This window comes from Ideonella dechloratans (assembly GCF_021049305.1).
In the GTDB taxonomy this organism is placed as follows: Bacteria; Pseudomonadota; Gammaproteobacteria; order Burkholderiales; family Burkholderiaceae_C; genus Ideonella; species Ideonella dechloratans.
Genome location: NZ_CP088081.1, coordinates 2,736,676 through 2,763,087, shown reverse-complemented (window position 1 = coordinate 2,763,087; position 26,412 = coordinate 2,736,676). Strand labels below are relative to the sequence as shown.

Annotated in this window: 20 protein-coding genes and 1 tRNA gene; 8 read left to right on the top strand and 13 right to left on the bottom strand. The window is 70.1% G+C overall.

From position 1 onward, the window contains the following. Nucleotides 1–5: 5 nt before the first annotated feature. Complete coding sequence (locus LRM40_RS12875; RefSeq protein WP_151124446.1) at nt 6–2,966, top strand: PAS domain S-box protein; 2,961 nt, start codon at nt 6–8, stop codon at nt 2,964–2,966. A gap of 23 nt (nt 2,967–2,989) precedes the next feature. Continuing rightward, nucleotides 2,990–3,667: a response regulator gene (locus tag LRM40_RS12870; RefSeq protein ID WP_151124445.1), complete on the top strand. Its 678-nt coding sequence runs from the start codon at nt 2,990–2,992 to the stop codon at nt 3,665–3,667. A gap of 21 nt (nt 3,668–3,688) precedes the next feature. Here LRM40_RS12870 and LRM40_RS12865 read toward each other — a convergent pair whose 3' ends face one another. Beyond that, nucleotides 3,689–5,305, bottom strand: a complete 1,617-nt coding sequence (locus tag LRM40_RS12865) for a sensor histidine kinase (protein WP_151124444.1) — start codon at nt 5,303–5,305, stop codon at nt 3,689–3,691. A 251-nt stretch (nt 5,306–5,556) separates the two neighbouring features. Between LRM40_RS12865 and LRM40_RS12860 the strand changes: the two genes are divergently transcribed. From LRM40_RS12860 to LRM40_RS12850, 3 genes are read left to right on the top strand one after another with little or no spacing between them, the layout of a single operon-like run. Further along, a complete protein-coding gene (locus LRM40_RS12860) occupies nt 5,557–5,970 on the top strand; it encodes an Hpt domain-containing protein (protein ID WP_170288884.1) in 414 nt (137 codons plus the stop codon). Continuing rightward, a complete protein-coding gene (locus tag LRM40_RS12855; protein ID WP_151124442.1) occupies nt 5,967–8,216 on the top strand; it encodes a putative bifunctional diguanylate cyclase/phosphodiesterase in 2,250 nt (749 codons plus the stop codon). The genes LRM40_RS12860 and LRM40_RS12855 overlap by 4 nt, the downstream gene beginning before the upstream one ends. 34 nt (nt 8,217–8,250) lie before the next feature. Next, nucleotides 8,251–10,032, top strand: a complete 1,782-nt coding sequence (locus LRM40_RS12850) for a GGDEF domain-containing protein (protein WP_151124441.1) — start codon at nt 8,251–8,253, stop codon at nt 10,030–10,032. 18 nt (nt 10,033–10,050) lie between these two features. Here LRM40_RS12850 and cadR read toward each other — a convergent pair whose 3' ends face one another. Then, complete coding sequence (cadR, locus tag LRM40_RS12845; protein WP_151124440.1) at nt 10,051–10,533, bottom strand: Cd(II)/Pb(II)-responsive transcriptional regulator; 483 nt, start codon at nt 10,531–10,533, stop codon at nt 10,051–10,053. 40 nt (nt 10,534–10,573) lie between these two features. On the opposite strand from cadR, the gene LRM40_RS12840 reads away from it, so the two are divergent. Further along, nucleotides 10,574–13,015 (top strand): heavy metal translocating P-type ATPase, encoded by a 2,442-nt coding sequence (locus LRM40_RS12840; RefSeq protein ID WP_151124439.1) that lies wholly within the window; start codon nt 10,574–10,576, stop codon nt 13,013–13,015. 27 nt (nt 13,016–13,042) lie between these two features. Here the strand turns inward: LRM40_RS12840 and LRM40_RS12835 are convergent, their stop codons facing one another. The 4 genes from LRM40_RS12835 to LRM40_RS12820 all read right to left on the bottom strand — a co-directional run bounded on the left by LRM40_RS12835 (nt 13,043) and on the right by LRM40_RS12820 (nt 17,931). Then, on the bottom strand, nt 13,043–13,522 hold the full coding sequence (locus tag LRM40_RS12835) for a hypothetical protein (RefSeq protein WP_151124438.1): 480 nt from the start codon (nt 13,520–13,522) through the stop codon (nt 13,043–13,045). 96 nt (nt 13,523–13,618) lie between these two features. Then, nucleotides 13,619–14,656, bottom strand: coding sequence for an asparaginase (locus LRM40_RS12830; protein ID WP_151124437.1), 1,038 nt, complete (start codon nt 14,654–14,656; stop codon nt 13,619–13,621). Next, nucleotides 14,653–17,106: a YgiQ family radical SAM protein gene (locus LRM40_RS12825; protein WP_151124436.1), complete on the bottom strand. Its 2,454-nt coding sequence runs from the start codon at nt 17,104–17,106 to the stop codon at nt 14,653–14,655. The genes LRM40_RS12830 and LRM40_RS12825 overlap by 4 nt, the downstream gene beginning before the upstream one ends. Nucleotides 17,107–17,649: 543 nt before the next feature. Next, the gene (locus tag LRM40_RS12820; RefSeq protein ID WP_151124435.1) at nt 17,650–17,931 is read right to left on the bottom strand and encodes a hypothetical protein; all 282 of its coding nucleotides are present in this window, start codon (nt 17,929–17,931) and stop codon (nt 17,650–17,652) included. 634 nt (nt 17,932–18,565) lie between these two features. Between LRM40_RS12820 and LRM40_RS12815 the strand changes: the two genes are divergently transcribed. Then, the gene (locus tag LRM40_RS12815; RefSeq protein ID WP_170288883.1) at nt 18,566–18,727 is read left to right on the top strand and encodes a hypothetical protein; all 162 of its coding nucleotides are present in this window, start codon (nt 18,566–18,568) and stop codon (nt 18,725–18,727) included. Nucleotides 18,728–19,069: 342 nt separating this feature from the next. Here the strand turns inward: LRM40_RS12815 and LRM40_RS12810 are convergent, their stop codons facing one another. Then, nucleotides 19,070–20,209 carry a DUF748 domain-containing protein gene (locus LRM40_RS12810; RefSeq protein ID WP_231067538.1) on the bottom strand — a complete coding sequence of 380 codons (1,140 nt, stop codon included), beginning with the start codon at nt 20,207–20,209 and terminating at the stop codon, nt 19,070–19,072. 106 nt (nt 20,210–20,315) lie between these two features. Here LRM40_RS12810 and LRM40_RS12805 point away from each other — a divergent pair, with 106 nt between their 5' ends. After that, nucleotides 20,316–21,209, top strand: coding sequence for a DUF429 domain-containing protein (locus tag LRM40_RS12805; protein WP_151124433.1), 894 nt, complete (start codon nt 20,316–20,318; stop codon nt 21,207–21,209). Between the two features lie 13 nt (nt 21,210–21,222). On the opposite strand, the gene LRM40_RS12800 is transcribed toward LRM40_RS12805, so the two are convergent. From LRM40_RS12800 to LRM40_RS12775, 6 genes are all read right to left on the bottom strand, one after another. Beyond that, complete coding sequence (locus LRM40_RS12800) at nt 21,223–21,945, bottom strand: hypothetical protein (protein ID WP_151124432.1); 723 nt, start codon at nt 21,943–21,945, stop codon at nt 21,223–21,225. Between the two features lie 58 nt (nt 21,946–22,003). Continuing rightward, entirely contained in the window at nt 22,004–22,924 is a 921-nt protein-coding gene (rocF, locus tag LRM40_RS12795; RefSeq protein ID WP_022981307.1) for an arginase, read from the bottom strand. An 80-nt stretch (nt 22,925–23,004) separates the two neighbouring features. Next, nucleotides 23,005–23,898 carry an LOG family protein gene (locus LRM40_RS12790; protein WP_151124431.1) on the bottom strand — a complete coding sequence of 298 codons (894 nt, stop codon included), beginning with the start codon at nt 23,896–23,898 and terminating at the stop codon, nt 23,005–23,007. A 23-nt stretch (nt 23,899–23,921) separates the two neighbouring features. After that, the gene (locus tag LRM40_RS12785) at nt 23,922–24,674 is read right to left on the bottom strand and encodes a HesA/MoeB/ThiF family protein (RefSeq protein ID WP_151124430.1); all 753 of its coding nucleotides are present in this window, start codon (nt 24,672–24,674) and stop codon (nt 23,922–23,924) included. Between the two features lie 28 nt (nt 24,675–24,702). After that, a complete protein-coding gene (locus tag LRM40_RS12780) occupies nt 24,703–26,139 on the bottom strand; it encodes a S41 family peptidase (RefSeq protein ID WP_151124429.1) in 1,437 nt (478 codons plus the stop codon). 198 nt (nt 26,140–26,337) lie between these two features. Then, nucleotides 26,338–26,412: transfer RNA gene (locus LRM40_RS12775), tRNA-Arg, on the bottom strand.

Below are 26,412 nucleotides of genomic sequence, written 5' to 3'. Positions count from 1 at the left end.
CTGCCATGTCGATCAAATCCAAGCTGTTGCCCGCCGCGCGGGTGCCGGGCGATGTCCCCCACGAAGGTGGCGTGGCCGTGCCCTCGGCATTGGCCGACTGCGTCTCCATCAGCCCCTTGCCGCTGCTGCTCAGCGACCCCCAGGGGCGGGTGCTGCTGGCCAACGAGCCGCTGCGCGCGGCGCTGGGCGGCCGGCTGGACGCCCTCGCCGGGCTGCCGCCCGAACTGGCCGAACTCATCGGCTGGCCGGCCCAGATGCCCGCCCGGGGTGAATCGCGCCGGCGCGAGGGCTGGGTGGCGATGGAAGGCGGCGCTTTGCGCCACTGGCGGGTCACCTCCCGCGGCGTGGCCGGTGGCGCCGGGCGCTGGCTGGTGCAGTTCGAGGACCTGGCGCTGGAAGACGCCCGTGAGCTGGCCCACATCGAGATCAGCGCCCTGATGGGCACGGCCGGCCTGGGCGTGGCCACCCACGATGCGGCCCGCGGCTGGGTCACGGCCGCGCCGCCCGCCGCCGGGCGGGGGGAGGACGAGGGCCAGGGCGAACGTGGCGCCCCGGGCCAGTCGCTGATGTCGGTCGGCCGCGATGTGGTGGCCGCCGAGTCCATGGCCGATTACGAGCGCCTGCAGCAGGCCCTGCGGCAGCGTCAGCGCATCGAGGTGCGCTATGCCGTCGAGCACCGCGACACCGGTCGGCGCTGGCTGATGACCCGGGTCGAGCCGGCCGAGCTCTCCGGCGGCCGGCCCGCCGTCACCGTGGTCACGCTGGACGTGACCGAGGAGGAGACCGCGCGCCGCCACAACGAGCAGCTGCTGCACGAGCTGGGCACCATCCTGGAGGTGAGTCCCGCCGGCATCGCCTACCTGCGCCGGGGCGCCCTGGTGCGCTGCAATGCCCGCTTCGAGGCCCTGCTGGGCCTGGATGCCGGTCAGGCCCGGGGGATGTCCCTGGCCCAGGTGATGACCCGGGCCGGGCTGGACGGCACAGCCGCGGTCCAGGCCCAGCAGCTGCTCCAGCAGCAGGGCGCCTTCGAGACCGAGTTCCAGCCGGCGGCCGGTGACAGCGCCGGCGCGGAGGAGCAGCCCTGGCGTTCGCTGGCCCTGCGGCGGGCCGGTGCCGCGGCCGGCGACGAGGTGGTGGCGGTGGTGTCCGACATCTCCCGTCTGCGCCGGCAGCAGGCGGCGCTGGCCGGCCTGGAGCGCGAGCGCGAACTGATGTTCAACCTGTCGGACGTGGGCATCGCCTACCAGCGCGATGGCCGCATCGGGCGCGCCAACCTGGCCATGGTCGAACTCACCGGCTACCCGCGCGAGCAGTTGCAGGGCCTGGCCCTGTCGGAGCTCTACGAGGACGAGGCGCTGTACCTCCAGTACGCCGCCCAGGAGCGCCGCGAACTGGCCCAGCACGGGCGAGCGCAGGGCGAGCGGCGCCTGCGCCGGCGCGACGGCAGCACCCTGTGGGTGCAGGTCCACCAGCGCATGGTGGACCTGGCCGATCCGTCGGCCGGCAGCATCGCCTCCTATGTGAACGTGGACGAGCGGCGCCGCGTGCGCGAGACCCTGCTGACCCAGGCCGATCGCACCCGCGCCATCCTGGACTCGGTGCTGGTGGGCATCGTCACCGTGGGGCCGCAGGGCATCGCCTGGATGAACCGCTCGGCCCGGCGCATGTTCGGCGGCGAACTGGCGGACTTCATCGGCCTGCCCATCAGCGTGGTGGCCTCGGCCGAGCCCGACCACCCCCTGCGCCGCCAGGACTGGCTGGACACGCTGGAGGAGGGGCAGGCCGAGACCTTCGAGTGCCGCCTGACCGCCCGGGACGGCCGCGCCTTCTGGGTGGTGGGCAATGTGGTGGTGACCGGTCGCGAGGGCAGCGCCCCCGGCGACGACGGGCAGCTGACCTTCGCCCTGCTGGACATCGAGCGTCGCCGCGAGGCCGAGAACCGCATCGCCCAGGCCCGCGCCGGCCTGCAACGCATCATCGAGACGGCGCCCCTGGCCATTGCCCTGTTCGATGGGGCCAACCAGCAGGTGCTGCAGCTCAACCAGAAGCTCTGCGCCTTCGCGCGCCGCCCGGCCGAGGACATCCTGGGCCGTCAGCCGGCCCTGTGGCTGCCCGGCATCGAGGCCGCCTCGCTGTCGGCCGACCTGCATCTGGCCAGCGGCACCCAGGAGGCGGTGCGGCGCGAGCTGCACCGCGAAGCCGACGCCCAGACCGGGCAGGCGGCCGAGGTCTGGGACGTGAGCATCGTCTCGCTGGACTCGGCGGGTGAATCCGGCGGCACCCAGCTGCTGCTGGTGGCCAGCGACGTGACCGAGCAGCGCGCGGCCGAGGAGGCCCGTCTGGCCGCGGCCATCGCCCAGCGCGAGATGCTGGTCAAGGAAGTCCACCACCGCATCAAGAACAACCTGCAGGGCGTGGCCGGCCTGCTGCAGCAGAACGCCCAGCGCCACCCCGAGGCCAGCGCCGCCATTGCCGAGGCGGTGGGCCATGTGCATGCCATCGCCCAGGTGCATGGCCTGCAGGTGGGCATGACCGGGCCCTTGCGCGTCAAGGCGGTGATGGAAGCCATCGCCCAGTCGGTGCAGCGCATGTTCGGTCGACCGATCACGATGGAAGTGCAAGGGCCCGACCCGCACCGCTTCGCGCTGACCGAGGCCGACTCGATCCCCGTGGCGCTGACCGTCAACGAACTGCTGACCAATGCCATCAAGCACAGCGCCGGTGGCGCCATCGCCTGCCGCATGGAGTGCGGCGAGGATGCAGTGGCCCTGAGCGTGGCCAATCCGGGGAGCCTGGCCCCCGAATTCAACCTGGCCCAGGTCCCCGCGGGCATTTCCGGCCTGGGCCTGGTGCGGGCCCTGCTGCCGCGCAAGGGCGCCTCCATCTCGCTGAGCCAGGAGGGGCCGATGGTGGTGGCGCGGCTGCGTCTGGCGCCGCCGGCCGTGGCGCTGCTGACACCGCTGTGACCAGTTCGGAGACAATCGGCACCATGGCAGTTCCCGATCCCACCTCGCTGTCCAAGGGCAAGATCCTGGTCGTCGACGACGACCGGCTCGTGCTGGCCACGGTGACCCACGGCTTGGTGCAGGCCGGTTTCGAGGTGATCGACGCCGACAACGGGGACGACGCCATCCTGCTGGCCCGCCAGCACCGGCCCGATCTGGCCCTGCTGGACATCCGCATGGAAGGCAAGAGCGGCTTCGACGTGGCCGACTACCTGCGCGAATCCCTGGGCACGCCCTTCATGTTCCTCTCGGCCTTCGCCGACGCGGCCACCGTGGCCCGCGTCAAGGAACTGGGCGCGGTGGCCTACCTGGTCAAGCCGCTGGACATCGCCCAGATCGTGCCAACGGTGGAGGCGGCGGTGGCCGCCGTGCGCGCCAGGCGCGAACGCGAATCGCATGCCCCGGTGGCCCGGCCGCTGCCGACGGCTCCGGCCACGGGCGCGACACCGGCCCCGCTGGCCCCGGCCAGCCGGCCGGTCGACCCCCTGAACGACCCGGTGCCGCTGGCGGTGGGCGTGCTGATGCACCGCTATTCGCTGCCGCGCGCCGAGGCGCTGCAGCGCCTCACCCGCCTGGCCCAGACCGACGGGCGTTCGCTGGCCGCGCAGGCGGCGGCCTTGGTGGATGCGGTGGAGCTGCTGGCGCGTCCCGGCCAGGCCTGACGAACCCGGGGCTGCGGCTCCTCAGCCCAGCGTGAAGTAGAAGCGGGCGCCCTTGCCCACTTCCGATTCCGCCCAGATGTCGCCGCCGCGCCGGCGCAGGATGCGCCGCACCGAGGCCAGGCCCACACCGGTGCCCTGGAAATCCTTAGGGCTGTGCAGGCGCTGGAACACGCCGAACAGCCGGTCCGCGAAGCGCATGTCGAAACCGGCGCCCTGGTCGGCCACCACGAACACGCGGCCATGCTCGGCCTGCTGCTCGCAGCGGAACTCGATGACCGTGCGCTCGCATTGCCCGCTGTACTTCCAGGCATTGCCCAGCAGGTTCTCCATCGCGATGCGCAGCAGGGTCGGGTCGCCGTGCACCACCAGCCCCGGCTCGATCGTGATGCTGGCCTGGCGTTCCGGCGCCTGGCTGCGCAGGTCTTCCACGATGTAGTTGGCCAGCTGCGACAGGTCCACCGGCTTGCGCGCCAGCGGCTGCGACTGCAGGCGCGAGAGGGCCAGCAGCGCGTCGATCATGCTGTTCATGCGCGCGCTGGCCGACAGCACCCGGTCCAGGTGGTCGTTGCCGATGCGGTCCAGGAAGCGCCCGTAGTCTTCCTTCAGGATGCGGGCGAAGCCGTCGACCACCCGCAGCGGGGCGCGCAGGTCGTGCGAGACGGAATAGACGAAGGAATCCTGGTCGGCGGCGCTGACGGCGGTCTCGGCGGCCGGATCCTGGGCCGGGCGCAGCAGCAGCAGGCGCCCCAGCGTCTCGCCTTCGCAGTTCAGCGGCAGCAGGTCGATCTTCCAGTCACCGGCCACCCGGCTCTCGCCCTCGGGCAGCTTGCGCAACGAGGCCTGCACATCGCCCGGCAAGGCCTGTTGGACCAGCTGCCAGTCCGTCTGCTGGCTCTTGGCGCCCAGCAGCCGGGCGGCGTCCGGGGACAGGGCCTGCACATCCCAGTCGGGCCCGCTGGCATCGGCCCCGCGGGGCCGCAGGATGACCACCGGCATGTCCAGTTCGCCCCACAGCCGCTGCAGCACGGACTGGTCGAGCCGGCGCTGCTCCTCGGCATCCACCGGGGCGATGGTGCCCACATAGCCGGCGAACTGGCCTCGCATGTCGTACTGGGGCAGGGCGCGCAGGCGCCAGTGGGTGGGCGGCGTGCCATGGCGCACCACGCGCAGTGCCGGGATCATGGCCTGCGCGTCCAGCCGCGCCAGCAGGGCACCGGGGCTGGGCAAGGGGTCGGCCACCTCGAAGTGGGTGTGCAGCAGCTGCCCGGTGGGCAGTTGTTCGGTCCAGGCGGTGGCCGGTGCGCCGGGGGGCGGGCGCCAGCTCACCACGCGGTGCTGTTCATCGCTGCGCCAGATCCAGCCCTCGGTCAGCTCGGCCAGGGCCTGCTGGCTCTGCGTGGCCTGACGCAGCTGGGCGTGACGCTCCAGCCGGCCCCACAGCAGCCCCGCCGCCGCGCAGGCGGCGCCGAACACCAGCATCGGCAGCCAGGACCAGGGGCCCGAAAGCTCGACCGGCCCGGCGGGGGCGCCGACCAGCTGCCATCCCACGGCCAGCGTGGCCGCCAGCAGGGCCGCCACGGTCAGGCTCAGGGCGAGGCTGCGGCCGCGCAGGCGACGGACTTGGGTCGGGACGGGCATGCAGGGATTGTAAGGAGCGGCTCGGGGGCCACCGCTGGGGGAGGCCCCGCATGGTTCATCTGCGACAGAAATGCACGGGAACCGGTCGGAACAGGCCTATTTCTGGCTTGACGTGATAGAAACGTGCGTCGATGCTACGAGCTCGCACCCTTGACCGGGTGGAACTCGGTGGGGCACCGGTTCGCGGCACAATGACCCCGTCCCGAAGCCGCCGCCAGAGCCGACTCACGTTCGCGTTTTGCCCTAGAAAGATGTTTGACACCCCGCGGGATCCCAGGTCCGAGACCGGTGCTGCCGACAGCGGCAGTGCGGTGCTGGATGCTGCCTGTCTGGATCAGCTGCGCGCCCTCGATCCGGTGGGCGGCAGCTTTCTGCAGCGGGTGCTCCAGACCTACCAGCGCTCGCTGGCCGCCCAGGAGGCCGCCATCGGCCAGGCCTTCGGCGCCGGCGACACGGCGGCCCTGTCCCACGCCGCCCACGCCCTCAAGTCGGCTTCGGCCAGCGTGGGGGCCCTGCAGCTCTCGCGCCTGTGCGCCCAGATGGAGCAGGCCGTGCGCGACGCGCAGCCCGAGCTGCTGCCCGGGCTGGTGACGCAGTTCCAGGAAGAGGCCGCCCGCGTGCATGCGGCGGTGGCGCAACAGCTGGGTGGTGGTGTCGGTCCATGAGGAGCAGCGGCGCGTCTTCGTTGCAGGAACAGGTCGAGGATCGGCCCAAGGTCCTGCTGGTCGACGACGACGAGGTCAACCTGATGCTGGTCTCCGCGGCCCTGTCCAAGCATGGCTTCGACGTGACCGAGGCCAGCAGCGGCGACGAGGCCCTGCGCATCCTGGGCGGCTGGATTCAGGACCTGGTGGTGCTGGACGCACGCATGCCGGGTCTGGACGGTTTCGAGACCTGCGAGGAACTGCGTGGCATGTACGGGCTGGAGAACGTGCCCGTGCTGATGCTGACCGGCCTGGACGACGAGGCCTCCATCAAGCGGGCCTATGACGCCGGCGCCACCGATTTCTTCGTCAAGTCCAACCAGTGGAGCCTGCTGGCCGGCCGCCTGCGCCACATGCTGCGCGCCGCCCGCACCCAGCAGGAGCTGATCCGCAGCCGCGCCAAGCTGGCCCGGGCCCAGGATCTGGCCCGCATGGGCAGCTTCGAGTGGTGGCACCACCCCGAGCGCGGCCTGCCCTTCGGCATGGAGCTTTCCGAGGAGGCGCTGCGCGTGTTCGGCAGCGCGCCGGACGACCGCCTGAGCTTCCGTGACCTGCTGCGCATGATGACCCGCGAGGAACGCCACGGGCTGATCCGCGGCATGCGCCAGATCGTGCGCCAGGTCTTCGGCATCGCGATGGACGTGCCGCTCTCGCGCGGCGTCAAGCGCAACCGCATCATCCACGTCGAAGGCGAGCCCGAGTTCGGCGAATACGGCCAGTGCGTCGGCTACACCGGCATCGTGCAGGACGTGACCGAGCGCCACCAGGCCGAGGACTCCATCCGCAAGCTGGCCAACAAGGACCCGCTGACCCAGCTGCCCAACCGGCGCCAGTTCAACTGGCGGGCCGAGCGGGCGCTGGAGCAGGCCCGGCGCATGGGCCACAAGATGGCCCTGCTGCTGATCGACCTGGACCGTTTCAAGAACATCAACGACACCCTGGGCCATGCGGCCGGCGACGAGCTGCTGCTCGAGGTCTCCATGCGCCTGCGCGGCTGCGTGCGCCACAGCGACCAGATCTTCGACGGCACCGTCGAGGCCGTGGGCTCGCGCTTCCACCGCGCACTGGAGGCCGTGGGCCGCCTGGGAGGCGACGAGTTCGTGGCCCTGCTGCCCGAGGTGGAGGACGAGCGCGACGCCGAGCGGGTGGCCCAGCGCATCCTGGAGGCCCTGCGCCAGCCGGTCTATGTGGCCGACCAGGAGTTCTTCGCCACCGCCAGCGTGGGCATCGCGCTGTACCCGCAGGACGGCCAGACCGTGGCCGATCTTCTGCGCAATGCCGACGTGGCGATGTACGCCGCCAAGGACCGCGGCCGCAACGGCTCGGTGCTCTACACGCCCAATCTGGCGGTGCGCGACCGCGAGAAGCTGGAGCTGGAAACCGCGCTGCACAAGGCCATCGAGCGCAACGAACTGGTGCTGTACTACCAGCCCAAGGTGGACGCCCAGAGTGGCCGCCTGATGGGCGTGGAGGCGCTGATGCGCTGGCGCCGCGGCGACGCCCTGGTGCCGCCCAACGAGTTCATCCCGATGGCCGAGGAAACCGGCCTGATCGTGCCGCTGTCCGAATGGGCGCTGCGCGAGGCCGCCCGCCAGGCCCACGAATGGCGCCAGGCCTTCGGCTTCAACGAGTCCATCGCCGTGAACATGCCCAGCCGCATGTTCCTGCGCCAGGATCTGGTCGACCTGATCCACGAGGCGGTCAAGCCCTATGGCATCCCGCACCGCATGCTGCTGCTCGAGATCACCGAGAGCAGCCTGATGAAGGACCTGCAGAGCATCCTGCCCACGCTGCACCGCCTCAACGAGGTGGGGGTGCAGATCTCGGTGGATGACTTCGGCACCGGGTATTCCTCGCTTCAGTATCTGACCGAACTGCCGATCTCAGAACTGAAGATCGACCGCTCCTTCGTCAACAAGCTCGGACGCGAGCCCAAGGCGAGCGAGGTGATCCACCTGATCATCTCGCTGGCCCAGGCGCTCAGTCTGCGCGTGGTGGCCGAGGGCGTGGAGAACACCACGCAGATGAACCTGCTGCGCAGCCTGCAATGCCGCATGATGCAGGGCTACCTGATCAGCCGCCCGATGCCCGGCGCCGACCTGCCGGCCTGGGTGGCCGAACATGTGGCCGTGCCCAGCGCCACGGCGGCTGCGGAGCCGCTGGCCCTGAGCCAGGCCGGAGAAACCCACCCGGCAGCGTCCCGCTGAACCAGCGCACGGGGCGCTGCCCGCCCGCCCCGACATGAACGCCACCTCCGAACAAACGCCCGCCCAGATCGCCAAGGCTGCATTGCGCCGCCTGGCGGTGGCCAAGCTGGAGCCCACGCCCGAGAACTATGCCCAGGCCTGGGCCGAGGAGTGCGGCACAGCCGCCGCCACCCTGCCGCCGCGCGCGCGCACCGTGCTGGAGCGCCTGTCCCAGCGCTTCGGGGACGAACCGGCCCAGCGCGCCGAACTGCTGCAGGCCATGCTGCAGGGCCAATGGGACCAGGCCCAGCGTTTGACCGACCGGGTGTCCGACAGCCAGTCCGCCCAGGCCCAGGCCTGGGCCCAGCTCATCGAGCGCCTGACACGCGCCCTGGAGCGTGGTGGCAAGCAGTGGTCGGTGGCCCGCAAGAAGGAAAGCCTGCAGCGGGTGCTGGACTCCAGCCGCAGCGATGTGCAGCGCCTGCAGCACCGCCTGCGCCAGCTGATCGGTTCCTGGGACAGCGACGGCGAGATGCCCGTGCTGGATGACGACGCCACGTCGACGGCAACGGCAGAAGACAGCGCGAGCCCGCCCGCCGGCGATGCGCCCACGGCAGGCCTGACGGTCATGGACGTGGCCTTGCACGGTCATTGGGTCTCGGTGGTGCAGCCCCTCGAATCGACCGTCCGGGCCGCCCTGCCGCCCGAGGCCGGGCGCGCCGTGGCCCTGGCCGACGAACTGGCCGGCCTGGCCGGGCGGCTGGCCGAGGATGGCGCCACGCCCGAACTGGCGGGGGCGGTGGCCGAGGTCTGCGGCCGGGCCCGCCGGCTGCTGGCCCATCGCCACCATCTGCTGGACCAGGTGCACCGGCTCAGCCAGGAGCTGGCCGGCGGCCTGGCCGAGCTCTCCGAAGACGAAAGCTGGGTGCAGGGGCAGCTGGCCGGGCTGAAGGAACGGCTGGGCGAGACGCCCAATGCCCGCGGCGTGCAGGCGGCGGCCCAACTGCTGGCCGAGACCCGCGCCCGGCAGCAGGCCCTGCGCCAGGAGCGCGAGCAAGCCCGCCAGGCCCTGAAGGATCTCCTGCAGCAGATGCTGGCCGAGCTGGGCGAACTCGACCAGCACACCGGCCGCTTCAGCGACGGCATGCTGCGCTATGCCGAGACGGTGCAGAACGCCCAGTCGCTGGAGAGCCTGGCCGAGGTGGTGCGCGAGATGGTGGCGGAAAGCCGCAGCGTGCACGGTCTGGTCAGCGCCACCCGAGGGCGCCTGCAGGACGAGCACCGCCGCGCCAGCGAGCTGGAGACCCAGGTGCGGGCGCTGGAGGCCGAGCTGCGCCGCCTGTCCGACGAGGTGGCCACCGATGCCCTGACCCAGGTGGCCAACCGACGTGGCCTGATGCAGCAGTTCGAGGTCGAGCAGGCCCGAATCGCCCGCGAGGGCGCGAGCCTGGCCATCGGCCTGCTGGACATCGACAACTTCAAGCGCCTGAACGACACCCTGGGCCACACCGCGGGCGACGAGGCGCTCAAGGCCCTGGCCGAACATGTGCGCAGCTCCCTGCGCCCGGTGGATGCGGTGGCCCGCTTCGGCGGCGAGGAATTCGTCGTCCTGCTGCCGGGCACGCCGGTGGACGAGGCCCAGCAGGTCCTGACCCGGCTGCAGCGCCAGCTCAGTGCCAGCCTGTTCATGCACGAGAACAAGGAGGTGTTCGTCACCTTCTCGGCCGGCGTCACCCAGTACCGGGCGGGCGAGAGTCTGGAAGAGGCGTTGGAGCGCGCCGACGAGGCCCTCTACGAGGCCAAGCGCACCGGCAAGAACCGCACCTGCGTGGGCTGATCGCCCGCCGCGCCGCGTTCAGTGGCTGTGCCCGGGGCCATGGCGGCCCGCCATGCGGCCGTGCACCCCCTCGACATGCGCCGCCACCGGGGCCTCACCCAGCCCGGCGGCACCGGGCTGGTCCAGTTCGGACAGGATGCCGCATTCGCCGCCCGGCAGCGCCTGACAGCGCCCCCGCAGCTCGCGCAGCTGCCGGGCCAGGGTCTGCAGCTCGGCAATGCGCTGTTCCACATGGCCGATGTGCGCGTCCAGCACCGCATTGGCCTGGCCGCAGTGGGCCGCCGGGTCGTCCCGGTAGCCCAGCAGCGCCCGGATCTCGTCCTGCGCCATGTCCAGCGAGCGGCAACGCCGGATGAAGGCCAGGCGCTGCACATGGGCCTCGCCATAGACCCGGTAGTTGCCGGCGCTGCGCGGCGGCGCGGGCAGCAGGCCCTCGCGCTCGTAGTAGCGGATGGTTTCCACCGGGGTGCCCGTGGCGGCGGCGAGGTCTCCGATCTTCATCGCTTGACTCTACACCTGCTACAGGGTTTGCAATGCGGGCATGGACAAGCGACTGCCTTCCCTCGACGCTGCGCCCGCTTCGGCTTGCGCCCATGGCTGCGGCTGCGGCCACGCCTCGGCCCCGGCGGCCCCGGCGGCCGTGGCCGTGCCGGCACACGACCACAATCACGATCACGACCACGACCACGCCGACCACCGTGGTCACGACCATGACCATGACCACGACCATGAACGCCATGCCCGGGGGCACCACGACCATGGCCATGGGCACGACGAGGGCGGTGGTGCGTCGTGCTGCGGGGCCTCCGCGGCGGATGCCTGCGGCACGACCGCCTGCGAAGCCCCGCCATGGGCGGCGGGCGATGGCCCGGTGCTGCGCCTGCGGGTGCCGGCCATGGACTGCGGCGCCGAAGAGGCCGAGATCCGCCGCGCGCTGGAGCCTCTGGCGGGCATCCGTGCCCTGCGCTTCGACCTGGGACGCCGCCAACTGAGCGTGCAGGCCCCCGAGACCCTGTTCCCGGCGGTGGAGGCGGCGCTCAAGCGCCTGGGCATGCCGGGCGAGCGCCTGCCCGAACTGGCCACAGGCGCCGCCCCTGGCCCCGAGCGGGTCTGGCCCCGCCTTGCCGGGGGTCTCGCGGCCGCCGTGGCGGCCGAGGTCCTGGCCGCCACGGCGCCGGCGGAACTGCCCTGGCGGCTGGCCGGCATGGCGCTGGCGGTGCTGGCCATCGCGCTGGCGGGCCTGGGCACCTACCGCAAGGGCCTGGCTGCGCTGCGCAGCCTGCGTCTGAACATCAACGCCCTGATGACGGTGGCCGTCACCGGGGCCTTCGTGATCGGCGACTGGCCGGAGGCCGCGATGGTGATGGCGCTCTATGCCATCGCCGAGTGGATCGAAGCGCGTGCCGTGGACCGCGCCCGCAACGCCGTGCGCGAGCTGCTGGCGCTGGCCCCCCAGGAGGCCGAGGTGCTGCAGGCCGATGGCCAGTGGCAGCGCGTGGCCACCGCCGCGGTGGCGGTGGGTGCGCGCTTGCGGCTGCGCCCGGGCGAGCGGGTGCCGCTGGATGGCGAGATCGTGGCCGGGCAGGGCAGCCTGAACCAGGCCCCCATCACCGGCGAGAGCCTGCCGGTGGACAAGGGGCCGGGGGACCCGGTCTATGCCGGCAGCATCAACCTGAGCAGTGCGCTGGAGCTGCGCGTGAGCGCGCCGGCCGACGACAGCCTGCTGGCCCGCATCACCCATGCCGTGGAGCAGGCCCAGGGCGCGCGCGCGCCGACCCAGCGCTTCGTGGACCGCTTCGCGGCGGTCTACACGCCGGTGGTCTTCGTGCTGGCGCTGGCGGTGGCGGCACTGGGGCCGGTGCTGGCCGGCTGGCCGGTGCTCGACGCCGTCTACCGGGCCCTGGTGTTGCTGGTCATCGCCTGCCCCTGTGCCCTGGTCATCTCCACCCCGGTGACGGTGGTGAGTGCGCTGGCGGCGGCGGCCCGGCAGGGCGTGTTGATCAAGGGTGGCCGCTTCCTGGAGGAGGCCCGCCAACTGCGCGTGGTGGCCCTGGACAAGACCGGCACCCTGACCGAGGGCCGGCCCCGCCTGGTGGCCCAGGAATGGCTGGCACCCGCGCCGGACGCTGCCTGGGCCGGCCTGGCCCAGGCCCTGGCGGCCCGCTCCGACCACCCGGTGTCGCAGGCCATCGCCGCGGGGCTGCCGGCTGCCGCGGGGGCCTTGGCCCTGGACGCCTTCGCGGCGGAGGTCGGCCGCGGCGTGCAGGCCCGCAGCGGGGATGGGCGCACCGTGCGCCTGGCCAACCACCGCTGGGTCGAGGAGCTGGGGCTGTGCTCACCCGCGCTGGAGGCGCGCATGGCGGTGCACGAGGCGCAGGGCCGCAGCGTCTCGCTGCTGGTGATCGACCAGCAGGTGCAGGCCGTCTTCGCGGTGGCCGACACCCTGCGCCCGGGCATGTCCGAGGCCATGACCGAACTGCAGTCCCTGGGGCTGACGCCGGTCATGCTGACCGGGGACAACGAACGCACCGCGCACGCGGTGGCCAGCCAGGCCGGCGTGGCCGAGGTGCGGGCCCAGTTGCTGCCCGAGGACAAGCTGGCGGCCATCCGCGCGCTTCAGCAGCGCCTGGGGCCCGTGGCCATGGTGGGGGACGGCATCAACGATGCCCCGGCCCTGGCCGGCGCCGACATCGGCGTGGCCATGGGCGGTGGCGGCACCCATGTGGCCATGGAAGCGGCCGATGTGGTGGTGATGAACGACGACCCGCGTCGGCTGGCGCTGCTGGTGCGGCTGTCACGCCGCACGCACGCGGTGCTGTGGCAGAACATCGCGCTGGCGCTGGGCATCAAGGCGGTGTTCCTGGCGCTGGCGGTGTTCGACGGTGCCAGCATGTGGATGGCTGTCTTCGCCGACATGGGCGCCAGCCTGCTGGTGGTGGGCAACGGACTGCGCCTGCGCCGCCTGCCGCCGTCCGGCGACTGAGCGGCTGGCAGCCGAGCCCCCCGGGGCTCAGGCTCGCGGGGTGCTGCCGTGGCCGCCGTGGCGCGCCTTGCTGCGGTGGGCCACATGCTGGCTGCGGGTCTTGGCCGCGCCGCCGGCATGGGCGGTCGTCTGGGCGTGCGGCTTGGCGCGGGACTTGGCACGGGCCACCGTTGGCGTGGCGCCCTTGGCCGCCACCCGCGTGCTGTGCTGGCCATGGGCCTTGGCGCTGCCCGCCCGGGCGACATGGCCGTGGGCGCTCGCATGGGTCGTCTTGACACCGCTCTTGTGTGTCCGCGCCTGGGCCACCGCGTGTTGCTTGCTGTGGGCCTTGGCCACCGTGCGCTGGCCGGCATGCTGGGCTGCGGGGTGGCTGGCGTGGCGGTGCACCGCGGGCGGTGCCGAGGCCTCGGCGGGCTGGGTGCGGGCCTGGGCCAGGGGGGCGGTGGCCAGCACCAAAGCGCCCAGCAGGGCCATCAGGGAGGTGCGGGGCGGGGAAGGCTGATGCATGGGGAGCATCCCGAAAGAAATCCGAACAAGATGACTGGGGCCGAGCGGCCCGCCCACATTCTGCACCCGCCGCGCCGTCCGCGCCTGTCAGGTCGGTCAGACGGGGTCGAAGACGGCGCGCAGACTGCCCACCGCCCGCCCATTCCAGTTGAGCAGGGTGGGCCCGGCCAGCGGGGCCAGTACCGCGTGATCGGCCGCATCGCGGGCGGCCCCGCGCTGCAGCAGACGGGCCAGCACCACCTCGGCGGCCCGGGCGTTGTTGCCATCGTCCATCTTCAGCGCAATGCCCAGGCCGGCTTCGGGCAGGGCGGCGCAGAACACGCCTTCGGCCCCGACCTTGCAGCACACCCGCTCACCGAAATGCGCCATCACCCGGGTGTCGAAACGCCCGCTGCCGGCCACCATGAAGGGATGGCGGGCGATGGCCTGGCGAAGGCGCCGGGCCGCTGCGGCGTGGTCGGTTGACAGGCCCTGGCCCGTGCCCAGGCGGGCAAAGCCGGTGGCCAGTGCCCGCAGCGGCAGTCCGAAGGTGGGGATGGAGCAGCCGTCGGTGCCTTGCGGGGCCGTGTTCAGGTCCACCCCGGTGACCGCCTGCAGCGCCGCGCTCACCTCGCGCATCACCGGGTGCCCGGGCTGCACATAGCCGTGCACGAAATCCCGCGGGTCATGGCCCTGTTGCCGGGCCAGCAGGCAGCCCAGGCAGACGAAGCCCGCGTGCTTGCCCGAGCAGTTGTTGTGCAGGGCGCCCGGGGTGCCGCCTTGGCGGGCCAGCGCGTGGGTGGCCTCGGCGTAGGAGGGCCAATGGCTGCCGCATTCCAGCGCGGCCTCGTCCAGGCCGGCCTGGGCCAGCATGGCGGCGGCGGTGGCCACATGCTCGGGCTCGCCGCCGTGCGAGGCACAGGCCAGGGCCAGTTGGGCCTCGCTCAGGCCGAAGGCATCGGCCGCCCCGCTGGTGACCAGGGGCAGGGCCTGGATCAGCTTGACCGCCGAGCGCGGGAAGACGGGCCGGTCGATGTCGCCCCAGGCCTGGACCACGCGGCCGTGGGCGTCGACCACCGCGATGGAGCCGCGGTGGAAGGATTCCACCGTGTCCCCGCGCAGCACCTCGACCAGAACGGGGTGGGCGCTGCTCACCGGCTACCGCCCCGTGGGCCGCGGCCGCCGGCCTTGGCGCCAGTGGGTTTGCCGCCGGGCGCGCTGCCGCGGGCGCTGAACTTGGGCGCGGCGCCACGCCCGGCTGGCGCGGGCCGGCTGCCCGTTTCACGCGGGGGCAGGCCGGTGTGCTGGGTCAGGATCTGGCCCTTCACCGGCGGCTTGCCAGCCGGCTTGGCGCCGCCCTTGGCCGGCCCGGGGGTGGAGTTGCTGCGCCGCGCGCTCTGGTAGCTGCCATCGGTGCTGGGCTGCCAGGTCGGGATCAGGTGGTGCTTGCCGTTGCCGATCAGGTCGGCGCGGCCCATGGCCTTCAGGGCCTCTCGCAGCAGCGGCCAGTTGTTGGCGTCGTGGTAGCGCAGGAAGGCCTTGTGCAGGCGGCGGCGCTTCTCGCCGCGCACGATGTCCACCTTCTCGCCCTTGCGCGCGTCGCGGCTGATGCCCTTGAGCGGGTTCAGGCCCGAGTGGTACATGGCCGTGGCGGTGGCCATGGGGCTGGGGTAGAAGGTCTGCACCTGGTCGGCGCGGAAGCCGTTGCGCTTCAACCAGAGCGCCAGGTTCATCATGTCCTCGTCGCTGGTGCCCGGGTGGGCGGCGATGAAGTAGGGGATCAGGAACTGCTGCTTGCCGGCCTCGGCGCTGTACTGGTCGAACATGGCCTTGAAGGCATCGTAGGTGCCGATGCCCGGCTTCATCATCTTCGACAGCGGGCCGCCTTCGGTGTGCTCCGGGGCGATCTTCAGGTAGCCGCCCACATGGTGCTGCACCAACTCCTTGACGTACTCGGGCGACTTGACCGCCAGGTCGTAGCGCAGGCCCGAGCCGATCAGGATCTTCTTGATGCCCTTGAGCGCCCGCGCGCGCCGGTAGATCTTCACCAGCGGGGCGTGGTCGGTGTTGAGGTTGGGGCAGATGCCGGGGTAGACGCAGCTGGGTTTGCGGCAGGCGGCCTCGATCTCCGGGCTCTTGCAGCCCAGGCGGTACATGTTGGCGGTGGGGCCACCCAGGTCGGAGATGACGCCGGTGAAGCCCTTGACCTTGTCGCGGATCTCCTCGACCTCGTGGATGATCGAATCTTCCGAGCGGCTCTGGATGATGCGGCCCTCGTGCTCGGTGATGGAGCAGAAGGTGCAGCCGCCGAAGCAGCCGCGCATGATGTTCACGCTGAAGCGGATCATCTCCCAGGCCGGGATCTTGGTCGCGCCGTCGTGGCTGCCGTGTTCGTCGGCATAGGCCGGGTGCGGCCCGCGCGCATAGGGCAGGTCGAACACATGGTCCATCTCCGCCATGGTCAGCGGCAGCGGCGGCGGGTTGATCCACACGTCGCGCAGCGCCGGGCCTTCGCCGTGGCGCTGCACCAGCGCGCGGGCGTTGCCGGGGTTGGTCTCCAGGTGCAGCACGCGGCTGGCATGGGCATAAAGCACCGGGTCGCTCTTGACCTGTTCATAGGCCGGCAGGCGGATCACCGTGCGCTCGCGCGGGGTGGTGACGGCGCGGCCCTCGGTCTTGGCCAGCGGCTGGCGCACGATGCGGATGGGCTGCGCGGCCGGCTCCGTCGGGGCCTTCGCGCCCGGGGTTGCCGTCGCATCCTGGGCCTGGGCGCAGGCCACGCCCTCGGCGGCAGCCTGTTCCTCGGTCGTCAGGTAGGGGTTGAGCAGGGCGTCGATCTTGCCCGGGGTGTCCACCTCCGTGCTGTCGATCTCGTACCAGCCGGCCAGCGCCGGGTCATCGGGCTTGCGCAGGAAGGCGGTGCCGCGCACATCGGTGATGCTCTCGATGGGCTTGCGCTGAGCCAGGCGGTGGGCGATCTCGACGATGGCCCGCTCGGCGTTGCCGTACAGCAGCAGGTCGGCCTTGCTGTCCACCAGGATGGAGCGGCGCACCTTGTCGCTCCAGTAGTCGTAGTGGGCGATGCGGCGCAGCGAGGCCTCGATGCCGCCGATCACCACCGGCACGTCCTTGAAGGCTTCGCGGCAGCGCTGGGTGTAGACCAGGGTGGCGCGGTCGGGCCGCTTGCCGGCTGCGCCGCCGGGCGTGTAGGCGTCGTTACTGCGGATCTTCCGGTCCGCGGTGTAGTGGTTGATCATCGAATCCATGTTCCCGGCGGCCACGCCGAAGAACAGGTTGGGCCGGCCCAGCGCACGGAAGGCGTCGGCCGAGTTCCAGTCCGGCTGGGCGATGATGCCCACGCGAAAGCCCTGCGCTTCCAGCACCCGGCCGATCACCGCCATGCCGAAGCTGGGGTGGTCCACATAGGCATCGCCGCTGACGATGATGATGTCGCAGCTGTCCCAACCCAGCTGCTCCATCTCCTTGCGGCTCATGGGCAGGAAGGGCGCAGGGCCGAAGCGCTTGGCCCAGAAGGGCCGGTAGGCCGTCAGGGCCTTGGGCTTGGCGGGCGCGCGGGAGGTGGGGGCGTCGAGGGTGATGGACACGGCGGCAGCAGGTGCAGGCCCGGGACGGTGGGACCGGACAAACCAGGAAAACAGGAATCGGGGCGGAAAAACCGAAAGCCGGGCGGGCCACAGGGCCTCGTCCGGCGAAACAGCCCCTATTGTCCCAGCTGGCGGCCGGCCGCGCGATAACCCCACCGGGCGTCCGGCGAAGTCTTTCACGGCCTTGGGCTGTGTCCGTGCGGCAGCACCTCAGCCCAGACCGGGTCTGTCTGGCTCAAGTCGACGGGTCTGCGTCAAACCCGGGGCGGTTCAGCTCTCTGTATCTCATGGGTCTTGGCTTCCTGCGATATGACCAACATGACATGAGCTTGGCCGTCAATGCCGCGTATTGACGGATGCCCTTGAACTTCAGGCCCGGGACGATTCCGTCGCTTGGGTCAGGTGTTTCGAAACTGAAGGCCATGCCAGGTTGTTCCCTGATTTGTGCAACGGCTTCTGCCTTTGCCCTGGCCTTCAGTCGATCAGTGAGGTGCCGGGTAATATTTCATGGGGTGAACTGCCGGCCAGACCCTGCCGCGCCCATTACTCGTCCTCTGACTGCTCTTGCTTCCGAACGATACTGACGTTTAATGTGACCTCAGAGTCGTCGTCGGCCTCTACGTCAACTGACTTAGATTCGGCAAGACCACCCTTGGATTTGCCAAGCCAGATATTGGCAGCCGGGATATTAGACTTTAGCCCGTACCAGACCGAGTTTTGCGCTATGACGGCCCTGAGTTCGGCATTACCGGCAGACCAGACCTCATGGAACGCGCCCATGAATTCCAGGCGGTTTACACCGAAGTGTGCGGCAATGGTTGCCATTGAGGCACCGTCAAGCGCCATTGCATAGACCTTGTTTCGAGGTCCGTGCGGATTTCATCGAGATCACGATTGGTGAAGTCAGCCTTGGACTTCCTGAGACGCTCTCTCCAGCCTTCGCCCGGTGCTTGGATTGCGCACTTGCGTGGGTATGCCATGTTTTGCTCCCAAGTAATACATGGCTGTATTTACTGTGAGGGAGGCAAGAAGGCCGCTAGAGCCGCAAGTCGGGTCAGGCAAAGTGGCGCAAGAGCTCGCGCACAAGGGCTGTGGCTCCACCGGCCCCGATGATTGCGGCTAATAGCTTTGGGGCCCTTATTATGAAGAGTGCCCCGAGCTTCATTCCTGGCGGGTCGCCAACAAAGGCTTGCATGAGCTCAGAGTCGGGGGAAGATCGCGTGGGTTGCTTAGGGGTTGGCATCGTGTTCAGTGGCTGGTGAACGCATCTCGGTGCCGAAATGGTACTGACTCCAGAACACACCGCCACCCCTGCTGAGGGGTGCTAGACACTCAACCGACTGCCCTTTGGGCCTGAGCTAAGACCCAATTTTCCTCTGGGTGCAGGCCCCTGCTCACAGGTGAGAAATGGGGGTATTTCTCCTATGAAGTTGTCCTGGATGATCTTGAAGAACTGAACATGCTCACACTGGTGATGTCGGTGTGTACGATGATCATCACCCCATCGCTCTCGATGCACTCGATGTGGGCCGATGGCGAGCTTGGCCAGTGTCTCGAGCTCGCCGAAGTGCTTGCGGTGCTTGTTGTCGATATCGCAGCTGATGTCACTGGCCGAAGATGATGACCTCGGTGCAGCAGCGGATGTCACTCCGGTGTTCTTGAAGTACTTGCCTTGCTTCTCTTGGCAGCCCAGTGCGCTTTTGAGTGTTCACTCTGAGCCTTGCGCCTAGCATCGTTGTCTGTCCAGGCAGCTTTCGAGCGTTCCATGTGCTTGGCCAGCGTGTCCGGGAGTTCTCAATAGGCCTTGATGGCCTGATTACGATGCGCCTGGTGCTGCGCTCGAACCTCTTCAGGTTGCTCTGCAAGCGCCTTCCGCAGTTCGGGCGGGGTGCAGCGAGTCAATGACATGCCGATCTTGTGACGAAAGCACCTGCGCCTTGGCTGGCAATCCGCCACCGACCGATCAGCGCCCAAACAGCCCCTTGATCATCTGCCCCACGCCTTCCACCACGCCGCCCACGCTCACGCCCAGGGCCTGGGCCAGCCCGGTGGCAAAGCGTTGGGCCAGGCTGTCGTTGACCGAGAAGTTCGGGTCGTCCAGCCGGCCGTCGAGCGTGAAATGCACTTCGATGCGGCCCTTGTCGGCCAGGGTGTTGAGCATGGCCTGGCGGCCGGCGGCGCCGAAGCGGTCCCACCAGCCGCTGCCATGGCCCAGTTCCAGGCCTGTCAGGGTCACGGTGCCGGGAGCATGCAGGCGGTTGGCCTTGACGGTGGCGTGCAGGCTCAGGTCCAGCCGGCCCTGGCGCACGCCGCCCGCGTTCACCGTCAGCAGATAGGGCTGCAGCACCCGCAGGTCCACGCTCTTCACCTGGGCCTCGATCTGGGCGTCGTGGCTGGATGGGGTGAATTCGCCCCGCAAGCTCAGCGTGCCGTCCTGCGGCGCAGGGGCCTTGCCGCCGGTGCCCTGGCTTCCCCCACGAACCTGGGCCTGCAGTTCCAGGCCGATCGCCTGGTTCAGTGCCGGCAGGTGCAGGTTCTGGACCTGGGCGTGCAGATCAGCCAGTTGCACCCGGTGGGGCTGGCGCAGGGCGGGGCGGAAGGAGTCGTCGTACAGATCCACCTGCACGCCTTGCAGCGCGACGCTGTCGATCACCAGGGTGTCGCCGATGTCGGCGGGCGGCATGGCGGAGGCGGGCGTCGAGGCCGGCGTGGTCGCCTTGCGGGACGAAGGGCGGGCGCCGGCCCCTTGGCTCGGATCACTGCGGGCCGGCTCGTCCAGCAGGCCCGGCAGCAGGCGCAGCTGGCCCTGGCGGTTGCGCAGCAGGCTGATGTGGCCGTCTTCCACCTCGATGCGACGGATGCGCCAGGGCCCCGACCAGAGGCTGTCCAGTGCCGGCTGCAGCCAGATGCGGCGTGCCGAGAGTTCCTCGGCGTCCGGCCAGCCCGGCGCGGCGGCCAGGCGCAGGCCGCTGATGGTCACACCGTTCCAGCCCGGCGTGATGGACTGCACCTGGGCCCGCGGCCCCAGGGCCTGCGTCAGGCGGGCCTGCAACTGCTGCAGGGCCAGCCGCCAGGCCCACCAGGCCCCTCCGATCAACACCATTCCCGTGAGCGCCGCCACCAGCAGGCGACGCTGTGTCCTCGACATCTGCATGGGCCCGATTGTCCCCAAGCCGGCCCGGTGCCGGGGCGGCCGCGAAAATGGCCGCATGGAAAGTTTGCGCGCCCCCCCCACCGCGGCCGGCGGTTTGTTCCCGCCTTTGCCCTGCGCGCTCGAGGCGCTGCCGCTGTTGGGGGTGGACTTCTCCAGCGCGCCCAGCCGCCAGAAGCCGGTGGTGCTGGCCTGGGGGCGGCGCGCGGGAGCGGTGGTGAAGCTGGAGGCGATCGAGCGCTTCAATGCCTTGCCGACACTGGCGGAACGCCTGTCGGCCCCTGGCCCCTGGCTGGGGGGCTTTGACCTGCCTTTTGGCTTGCCGCGCTCTTTGCTGCAAGCCTGGGGCTGGCCGCTGGACTGGGCCGAGGCAATGAGCCGCTATGCCCGAACCTCGCGGCCCGAGCTGCAAGCGGCCTTCGCGGCCTTCTGCGCGGCCCGGCCGGTGGGCCAGAAGTTCGCCCACCGTGTGTGCGACGGGCCGGCGGGGGCCTCGCCCAGCATGAAGTGGGTGAACCCGCCGGTGGCCTGGATGATGCACGCGGGGGTGCCGCTGCTGCGCACCGCAGGGGTGACGCTGGTGGGGCACGCCGCCGGCGACCCGGCGCGGCTGGCGCTGGAGGCCTATCCCGGCCTGCTGGCGCGGGCCGTGCTGGGCCGGCGCAGCTACAAGAGCGACGAGAAGGCCAAGCAGACGCCGGAGCGGCTGATCGCCCGCAAGGACCTGGTGGATGCGCTGGAGCAGGGGCGCCAGCCCTGGGGCTTGCGGCTGCGGCTTTCCCATGCCCAGCGCGAGGACCTGGTGGAGGATGCGCGCGGCGACACGCTGGATGCGGTGCTGTGCCTGTTGCAGGCCGCCTGGGGGGCGGGCCAGCCGCGGGGCGGCTGGCCGGGGGATGCCGATGCCCTGGAAGGGTGGATCCTGGGGGCCGGCACCGTGCCAGCCCCCTGAGTCAGCCGTCGGCTCAGTTGGTGCTCAGGTTCAGAGAGGTCACTCCATCCGTTGAAATGAGGGACGAAGTGATGGTGGCCGACTGGCCAATCACGCCATTGACGTCGATGGTCATGCAGTCCTTCTCCGTGTAGCTGGTGCCCCCTGTGTAACCACCTTGGTTGAACAGACAGAAGTAGGTTTGACCTCCCGCCAGTTCCAAGCTCCATTGCAGGCTACCGGTCCCGAGCAGGGTCGCACCGGAGCCGCAGCTGTCATAAAGCTCGAAGGTAGCCAACGTGCCGTAGCTTCCGATCTTGGCGTAGGCGGGGGGCAGGGCGGACTGGGTTGCTACCTCGCAATAGCCATCGCCGTCCACGGCACCCATGTAACGGTAGTTGGCGTCCAGGTACCAGTCATTGGTGCTGGATTCGGAGGGATAGCCGCTCACGGTGGTGACGCTCGTGCTGCGAAGCACATACGCGGGGACGCTGTTGGCCGGGAAGGGTGCATCCGCCCCAGCTGCCAGACTCAATGTTGCTGTGGTGGGGTAGCTGCCACTGCCGCCCGATGCTGGCTGGTAGGTCGCTGTGCCGCTGAGCGCCCAGGCGTGGCTGCCCGCGCTGTAGAGGTTGGTCCACGCGGCCTGGGTCGCGTAGGAGGTGGTCGATCCGGCATCGGTGCTGCCACCCCCGCCACAGGCACTCAGGACGGCGGCCGTCAGCACCGCCACGGACAAACTGCAGAAACGCTTCATGGGCCCTCCCTGGGCACGCGGTCAGAAAGAAGGCGCCATGCTAGCGTGACTGCCGCCTTCAGACCTTGGGCCGCATCAGGGTACTTTTGCCGAACAGGCTTTCGATGAGGTCCACCGCCACCTGGGCGGTCTTGTTGCGCACGTCCAGTGCCGGGTTCAGTTCCACCACGTCCAGGCTGCCCATGCGGCCGGTGTCGGCAATCATCTCCATGCACAGCTGGGCTTCGCGGTAGGTGGGGCCGCCGGGCACGGTGGTGCCCACGCCGGGGGCGATCTCCGGGTCCAGGAAGTCCACGTCGAAGCTCACGTGCAGGTGGGTGTTGGCGTCCAGGGTGGCCAGGGCCAGTTCCATGGCGTGGCGCATGCCCATCTCGTCGATGTAGCGCATGTCGAACACTTCCAGGCCCTGCTCGTGGACGAAGCGCTTCTCGCCCGGGTCCACGCTGCGGATGCCGATCTGCCGCACCCACTTGGGGCTGATGGCGGGCACTTGGCCGCCGATCTCGATCAGCTCCCGGGGGCCGAAGCCGCACAGGCAGGCGACCGGCATGCCGTGGATGTTGCCGCTGGGGGTCAGGGCGCTGGTGTTGAAGTCGGCGTGGGCGTCCAGCCACAGCACGCGCAGCTTCTTGCCGGTGTCGCGGCAGTGGCGGGCCACCGCGCTGATGGAGCCCAGGCCCAGGCAGTGGTCCCCGCCCAGCAGGATGGGCATGCGGCCATCGCTGAGTTCCTCGTACACGGCGTCGTGCACCAGGCGGTTCCAGGCGGCCACCTCGGGCAGGTGGCGGTAGCCGTCGGTGGGGGGGAGCCAGGGGTTGGCGGGGCCGGAGAGGTTGCCCCGGTCCTTCACTTCCAGACCATGGCCTTCGAGGATGGGGCCGATGTTCGCCACGCGCAGGGCTTCTGGCCCCATGCTGGCGCCCCGCGCGCCGGCACCGATGTCGGTGGGCGCGCCAATGAGGGTGACTTTGTTCAGCATGGCGCGATTGTGCTTTGCCATGCCCGGTCTCACCAAGGTGGGGCTTCGCCCACCCCTCGGACCCGGGGTGGGGATGGGCCTCAGCGGCCGCCGCTCTCCACGTTCGTGCGGCCGTCGATCTGCAGGCCGTAATCCTGCACCAGGGCGTCCCAGGCCTCCTCGGCCGTCTCGACGTAGCGGAAGAGCTTCAGGTCGTCGGCGTGGATCATGCCGGATTCGACCAGCCAGTCGAAATCGATCAGCCGGGTCCAGAACTCGCGCCCGAACAGCAGGATGGGCCGGCGCCGGCTCTTGCCGGTCTGGGTGAGGGTCAGGGTCTCGAACAGCTCGTCCAGCGTGCCGAAGCCGCCGGGGAAGCAGGCCAGCGCCACCGAACGCATCAGGAAGTGCATCTTGCGCAGCGCGAAGTAGTGGAACTGGAAGCACAACTCCGGCGTGATGTAGGGGTTGGGCTCCTGCTCGTGCGGCAGCACGATGTTCAGCCCCACGCTCTTGCCGCCCACCTCATGGGCACCGCGGTTGCCGGCTTCCATGATGCCGGGGCCGCCGCCGGTGCAGACGTAGATCGGCGTGGCCAGCTCGCGCGAGCGCTCGGTCACCAGGGCGGCAAAGCGGCGCGCCTCCTCGTAGAAGCCGCTCATGCGGTGGCGGGTCTCGGCCTGGCGCAGGGCCTGCGCGTCACCGCCGGACCGGGCCTGCTCCAGCTGGGCCTGGGCCTGCTCGGGGGCGGGGATGCGGGCGCTGCCGAAGATGACGATGGTGCTCTGCACGCCCTGTTCCTGCTGGACCAGTTCGGGCTTGAGCAGCTCCAGCTGCATGCGCACGGGGCGCAGGTCGCGTCGCAGCAGGAAGTCGTGGTCGGTGAAGGCCAGCTGGTAGCTGCTCTCCGGGCCACCGTAGGGCGAAGGCGTTTTCTGCAGCGCCGCTTCCTCCTCGGCCGACGGGAAGCGGGGGTCTGTCAGTTTGGGGGCCATGTTGGACGGCTTGGAAAGTGGATTCAGTGGGCGGCGCCGCAGACCGGGCAGGCCGGCTGGCGGGGGATTCGAATCTCGTCCCAGCGCATGCGGCGGGCATCGAGCATCTGCAAGCGTCCGGCCAGGGAGGTGCCCACGCCGGCCAGCAGTTTCAGGGCCTCGGCCGCCTGGGTGGCCCCGATGATGCCCACCAGCGGCGCGAACACGCCCATGGTGGCGCAGCGCACCTCTTCCGGCGGGGCGTCGGGCGGGAACAGGCAGGCGTAGCAGGGGGCGTCGGGCTGGCGGCAGTCGTAGACGCTCACCTGGCCGTCAAACCCGATGGCCGCGCCGCTGACCAGCGGACGCCGGTGGCGCACGCAGGCGGCGTTCACCAACTGCCGGGTGGCGAAGTTGTCGCTGCAGTCCAGCACCACATCGGCCTGCGGCACCCAGCGGTCCAGCAGGGTGGCATCGGTCCGCTGCACCAGCGTGTCCAGTTGTGCGCCGGGGTTGAGTGCATGGACGGCGGCAGCGGCCGAGGCCACCTTGGGCTGGCCGATGCGGTCCTGGCTGTGGGCGATCTGCCGCTGCAGATTGGTCAGGTCCACCGTGTCGGGATCGACCAGGGTGATGCGGCCCACGCCGGCACTGCCCAGATAGAGGGCCACCGGGGAGCCCAGGCCACCGGCGCCGATGACGAGCGCATGAGCGGCCAGGAGCCGGTCCTGGCCCTCGATGCCGATGTCGTCCAGCAGGATGTGGCGCGAATAGCGCAGCAGGTCGTCGTCGGTCACGCGGAAACGGCGCTGGCGCCGTGGACGGTCAGTGCGCGTTGGCCTCGGCCTTGCGCTCGGACATGTTCTTGCTGACCATCACCGGCTTGCCCTGGAGCTGGTTGAGCGCCTGGGCCAGCTGGAAGTCGTCGGTGCTGCCGAATTCGGGCAGCGGCTTGACCGAGTTCTTGTCCTTGGCCAGCTGTTCTTCCAGCTTCAGGCGGGCTTCCTCGCGCGCCTTCTCGCGGGCGGCGTCGGCCTGGGCCTCGGGGCCGTTGGTCAGGTGCTTGTCCAGATCGGCCTCGCGGGTGCGCAGGGCGGCAAAGACATTGCCTTCGGCGGTTTCGTCCAGCCAGACATCGGGCACGATGCCCTTGGCCTGGATGGAGCGGCCGCTGGGGGTGTAGTAGCGCGCGGTGGTGATCTTCAGCGCGGTGTCGGCCGAGAGCGGACGCACCGTCTGCACCGAGCCCTTGCCGAAGGTCTGGGCCCCCATCAGCGTGGCGCGCTTCTGGTCCTGCAGAGCGCCGGCGACGATCTCGCTGGCCGAGGCGGAGCCTTCGTTGACCAGCACCACCATCGGCACCGATTTCAGGGCAGCGGGCAGCTTCTTGAGCGGGTCGCTGCCGCCGCGGCGCAGGTAGTCGTCCGGTGTGGCGCGGAAGGTGGCCTTGGATTCGGGGATCTGGCCGTTGGTGCTCACCACCACCGCGTTGGACGGCAGGAAGGCGGCGGCCACGGCCACAGCGCTTTCCAGCAGGCCGCCCGGGTCGTTGCGCAGGTCCAGCACCAGGCCCTTCATCTGCGGGTCCTGCTTGAACAGTTCCTCCAGCTTGCGGGCGAAATCGTCGACCGTGCGATCCTGGAACTGCGTGATGCGGATCCAGCCATAGCCCGGCGCGACCATCTTGGCCTTGACGCTCTGGACGTGGATCTCCTCGCGGGTGATCGTGACCGGGAAGGTGCGGTTCTCGTTCTTGCGGAAGATCGTGAGCAAGACCTTGGTGCCGGGCTCGCCGCGCATGCGCTTGATGGCCTCGTCCAGGGTCAGGCCCTTGACGGCGGTGTCGTCGATCTTGGTGATCAGGTCGCCGGATTTCAGGCCGGCGCGGAAGGCGGGCGAGCCTTCGATCGGGGAGACGATCTTGACCAAGCCGTCTTCCATGCCGATCTCGATGCCCACGCCGACGAAGCGACCCGAGGTGCCTTCGCGGAATTCCTTGTAGGACTTCTTGTCGAAGTACTGGGAGTGCGGATCCAGGCCCGCGACCATGCCGGAGATGGCATCGGTGATCAGCTTCTTCTCATCGACCGGCTCGACATAGTCGGTCTTGATCATGCCGAACACGGCCGCGAGCTGCTGCATTTCTTCCAGCGGCAGCGGGCCATAACTGTTCCGGGCCTCGGCCGTGAACTGGATGGTGGTCAGCGCGCCGGCCAATGCTCCCATCGTGAGCAGACCCACCATCTTCAACTTGGCACCCATGTGTGACGTCCCGCTTTCTATGCACGCAGGCGGTCAGTATAGAGCCGCCCACCTGTGGTCAGACCCGGATTTGGCCGGAAAGTTGCAGGGATTTGGGGGGCTCGGTCTCGCTTTCAAGAGGCCTGGCGGGAAAGCGAGGACTCACGCGCGGCACCTGGCCGCAGGGGGAGGCCGCAGAGGACGGCGGCCGTGTGAATGTGGCGCCCCCGGCAGGAATCGAACCTGCATCTGAGACTTAGGAGGTCCCCGTTCTATCCATTGAACTACGGCGGC

What these genes read in the sequence shown, in the direction of transcription:
- LRM40_RS12815 (WP_170288883.1), top strand. Translation starts at nt 18,566, where the DNA reads ATGCTCACACTGGTGATGTCGGTGTGTACGATGATCATCACCCCATCG.
- LRM40_RS12790 (WP_151124431.1), bottom strand. Translation starts at nt 23,898, where the DNA reads ATGGCCCCCAAACTGACAGACCCCCGCTTCCCGTCGGCCGAGGAGGAA.
- LRM40_RS12875 (WP_151124446.1), top strand. Translation starts at nt 6, where the DNA reads ATGTCGATCAAATCCAAGCTGTTGCCCGCCGCGCGGGTGCCGGGCGAT.
- LRM40_RS12805 (WP_151124433.1), top strand. Translation starts at nt 20,316, where the DNA reads ATGGAAAGTTTGCGCGCCCCCCCCACCGCGGCCGGCGGTTTGTTCCCG.
- LRM40_RS12800 (WP_151124432.1), bottom strand. Translation starts at nt 21,945, where the DNA reads ATGAAGCGTTTCTGCAGTTTGTCCGTGGCGGTGCTGACGGCCGCCGTC.
- LRM40_RS12780 (WP_151124429.1), bottom strand. Translation starts at nt 26,139, where the DNA reads ATGGGTGCCAAGTTGAAGATGGTGGGTCTGCTCACGATGGGAGCATTG.
- LRM40_RS12820 (WP_151124435.1), bottom strand. Translation starts at nt 17,931, where the DNA reads ATGGCAACCATTGCCGCACACTTCGGTGTAAACCGCCTGGAATTCATG.
- LRM40_RS12865 (WP_151124444.1), bottom strand. Translation starts at nt 5,305, where the DNA reads ATGCCCGTCCCGACCCAAGTCCGTCGCCTGCGCGGCCGCAGCCTCGCC.
- rocF (WP_022981307.1), bottom strand. Translation starts at nt 22,924, where the DNA reads ATGCTGAACAAAGTCACCCTCATTGGCGCGCCCACCGACATCGGTGCC.
- cadR (WP_151124440.1), bottom strand. Translation starts at nt 10,533, where the DNA reads ATGAAGATCGGAGACCTCGCCGCCGCCACGGGCACCCCGGTGGAAACC.
- LRM40_RS12850 (WP_151124441.1), top strand. Translation starts at nt 8,251, where the DNA reads ATGAACGCCACCTCCGAACAAACGCCCGCCCAGATCGCCAAGGCTGCA.
- LRM40_RS12870 (WP_151124445.1), top strand. Translation starts at nt 2,990, where the DNA reads ATGGCAGTTCCCGATCCCACCTCGCTGTCCAAGGGCAAGATCCTGGTC.
- LRM40_RS12855 (WP_151124442.1), top strand. Translation starts at nt 5,967, where the DNA reads ATGAGGAGCAGCGGCGCGTCTTCGTTGCAGGAACAGGTCGAGGATCGG.
- LRM40_RS12810 (WP_231067538.1), bottom strand. Translation starts at nt 20,209, where the DNA reads ATGGTGTTGATCGGAGGGGCCTGGTGGGCCTGGCGGCTGGCCCTGCAG.
- LRM40_RS12840 (WP_151124439.1), top strand. Translation starts at nt 10,574, where the DNA reads ATGGACAAGCGACTGCCTTCCCTCGACGCTGCGCCCGCTTCGGCTTGC.
- LRM40_RS12860 (WP_170288884.1), top strand. Translation starts at nt 5,557, where the DNA reads ATGTTTGACACCCCGCGGGATCCCAGGTCCGAGACCGGTGCTGCCGAC.
- LRM40_RS12835 (WP_151124438.1), bottom strand. Translation starts at nt 13,522, where the DNA reads ATGCATCAGCCTTCCCCGCCCCGCACCTCCCTGATGGCCCTGCTGGGC.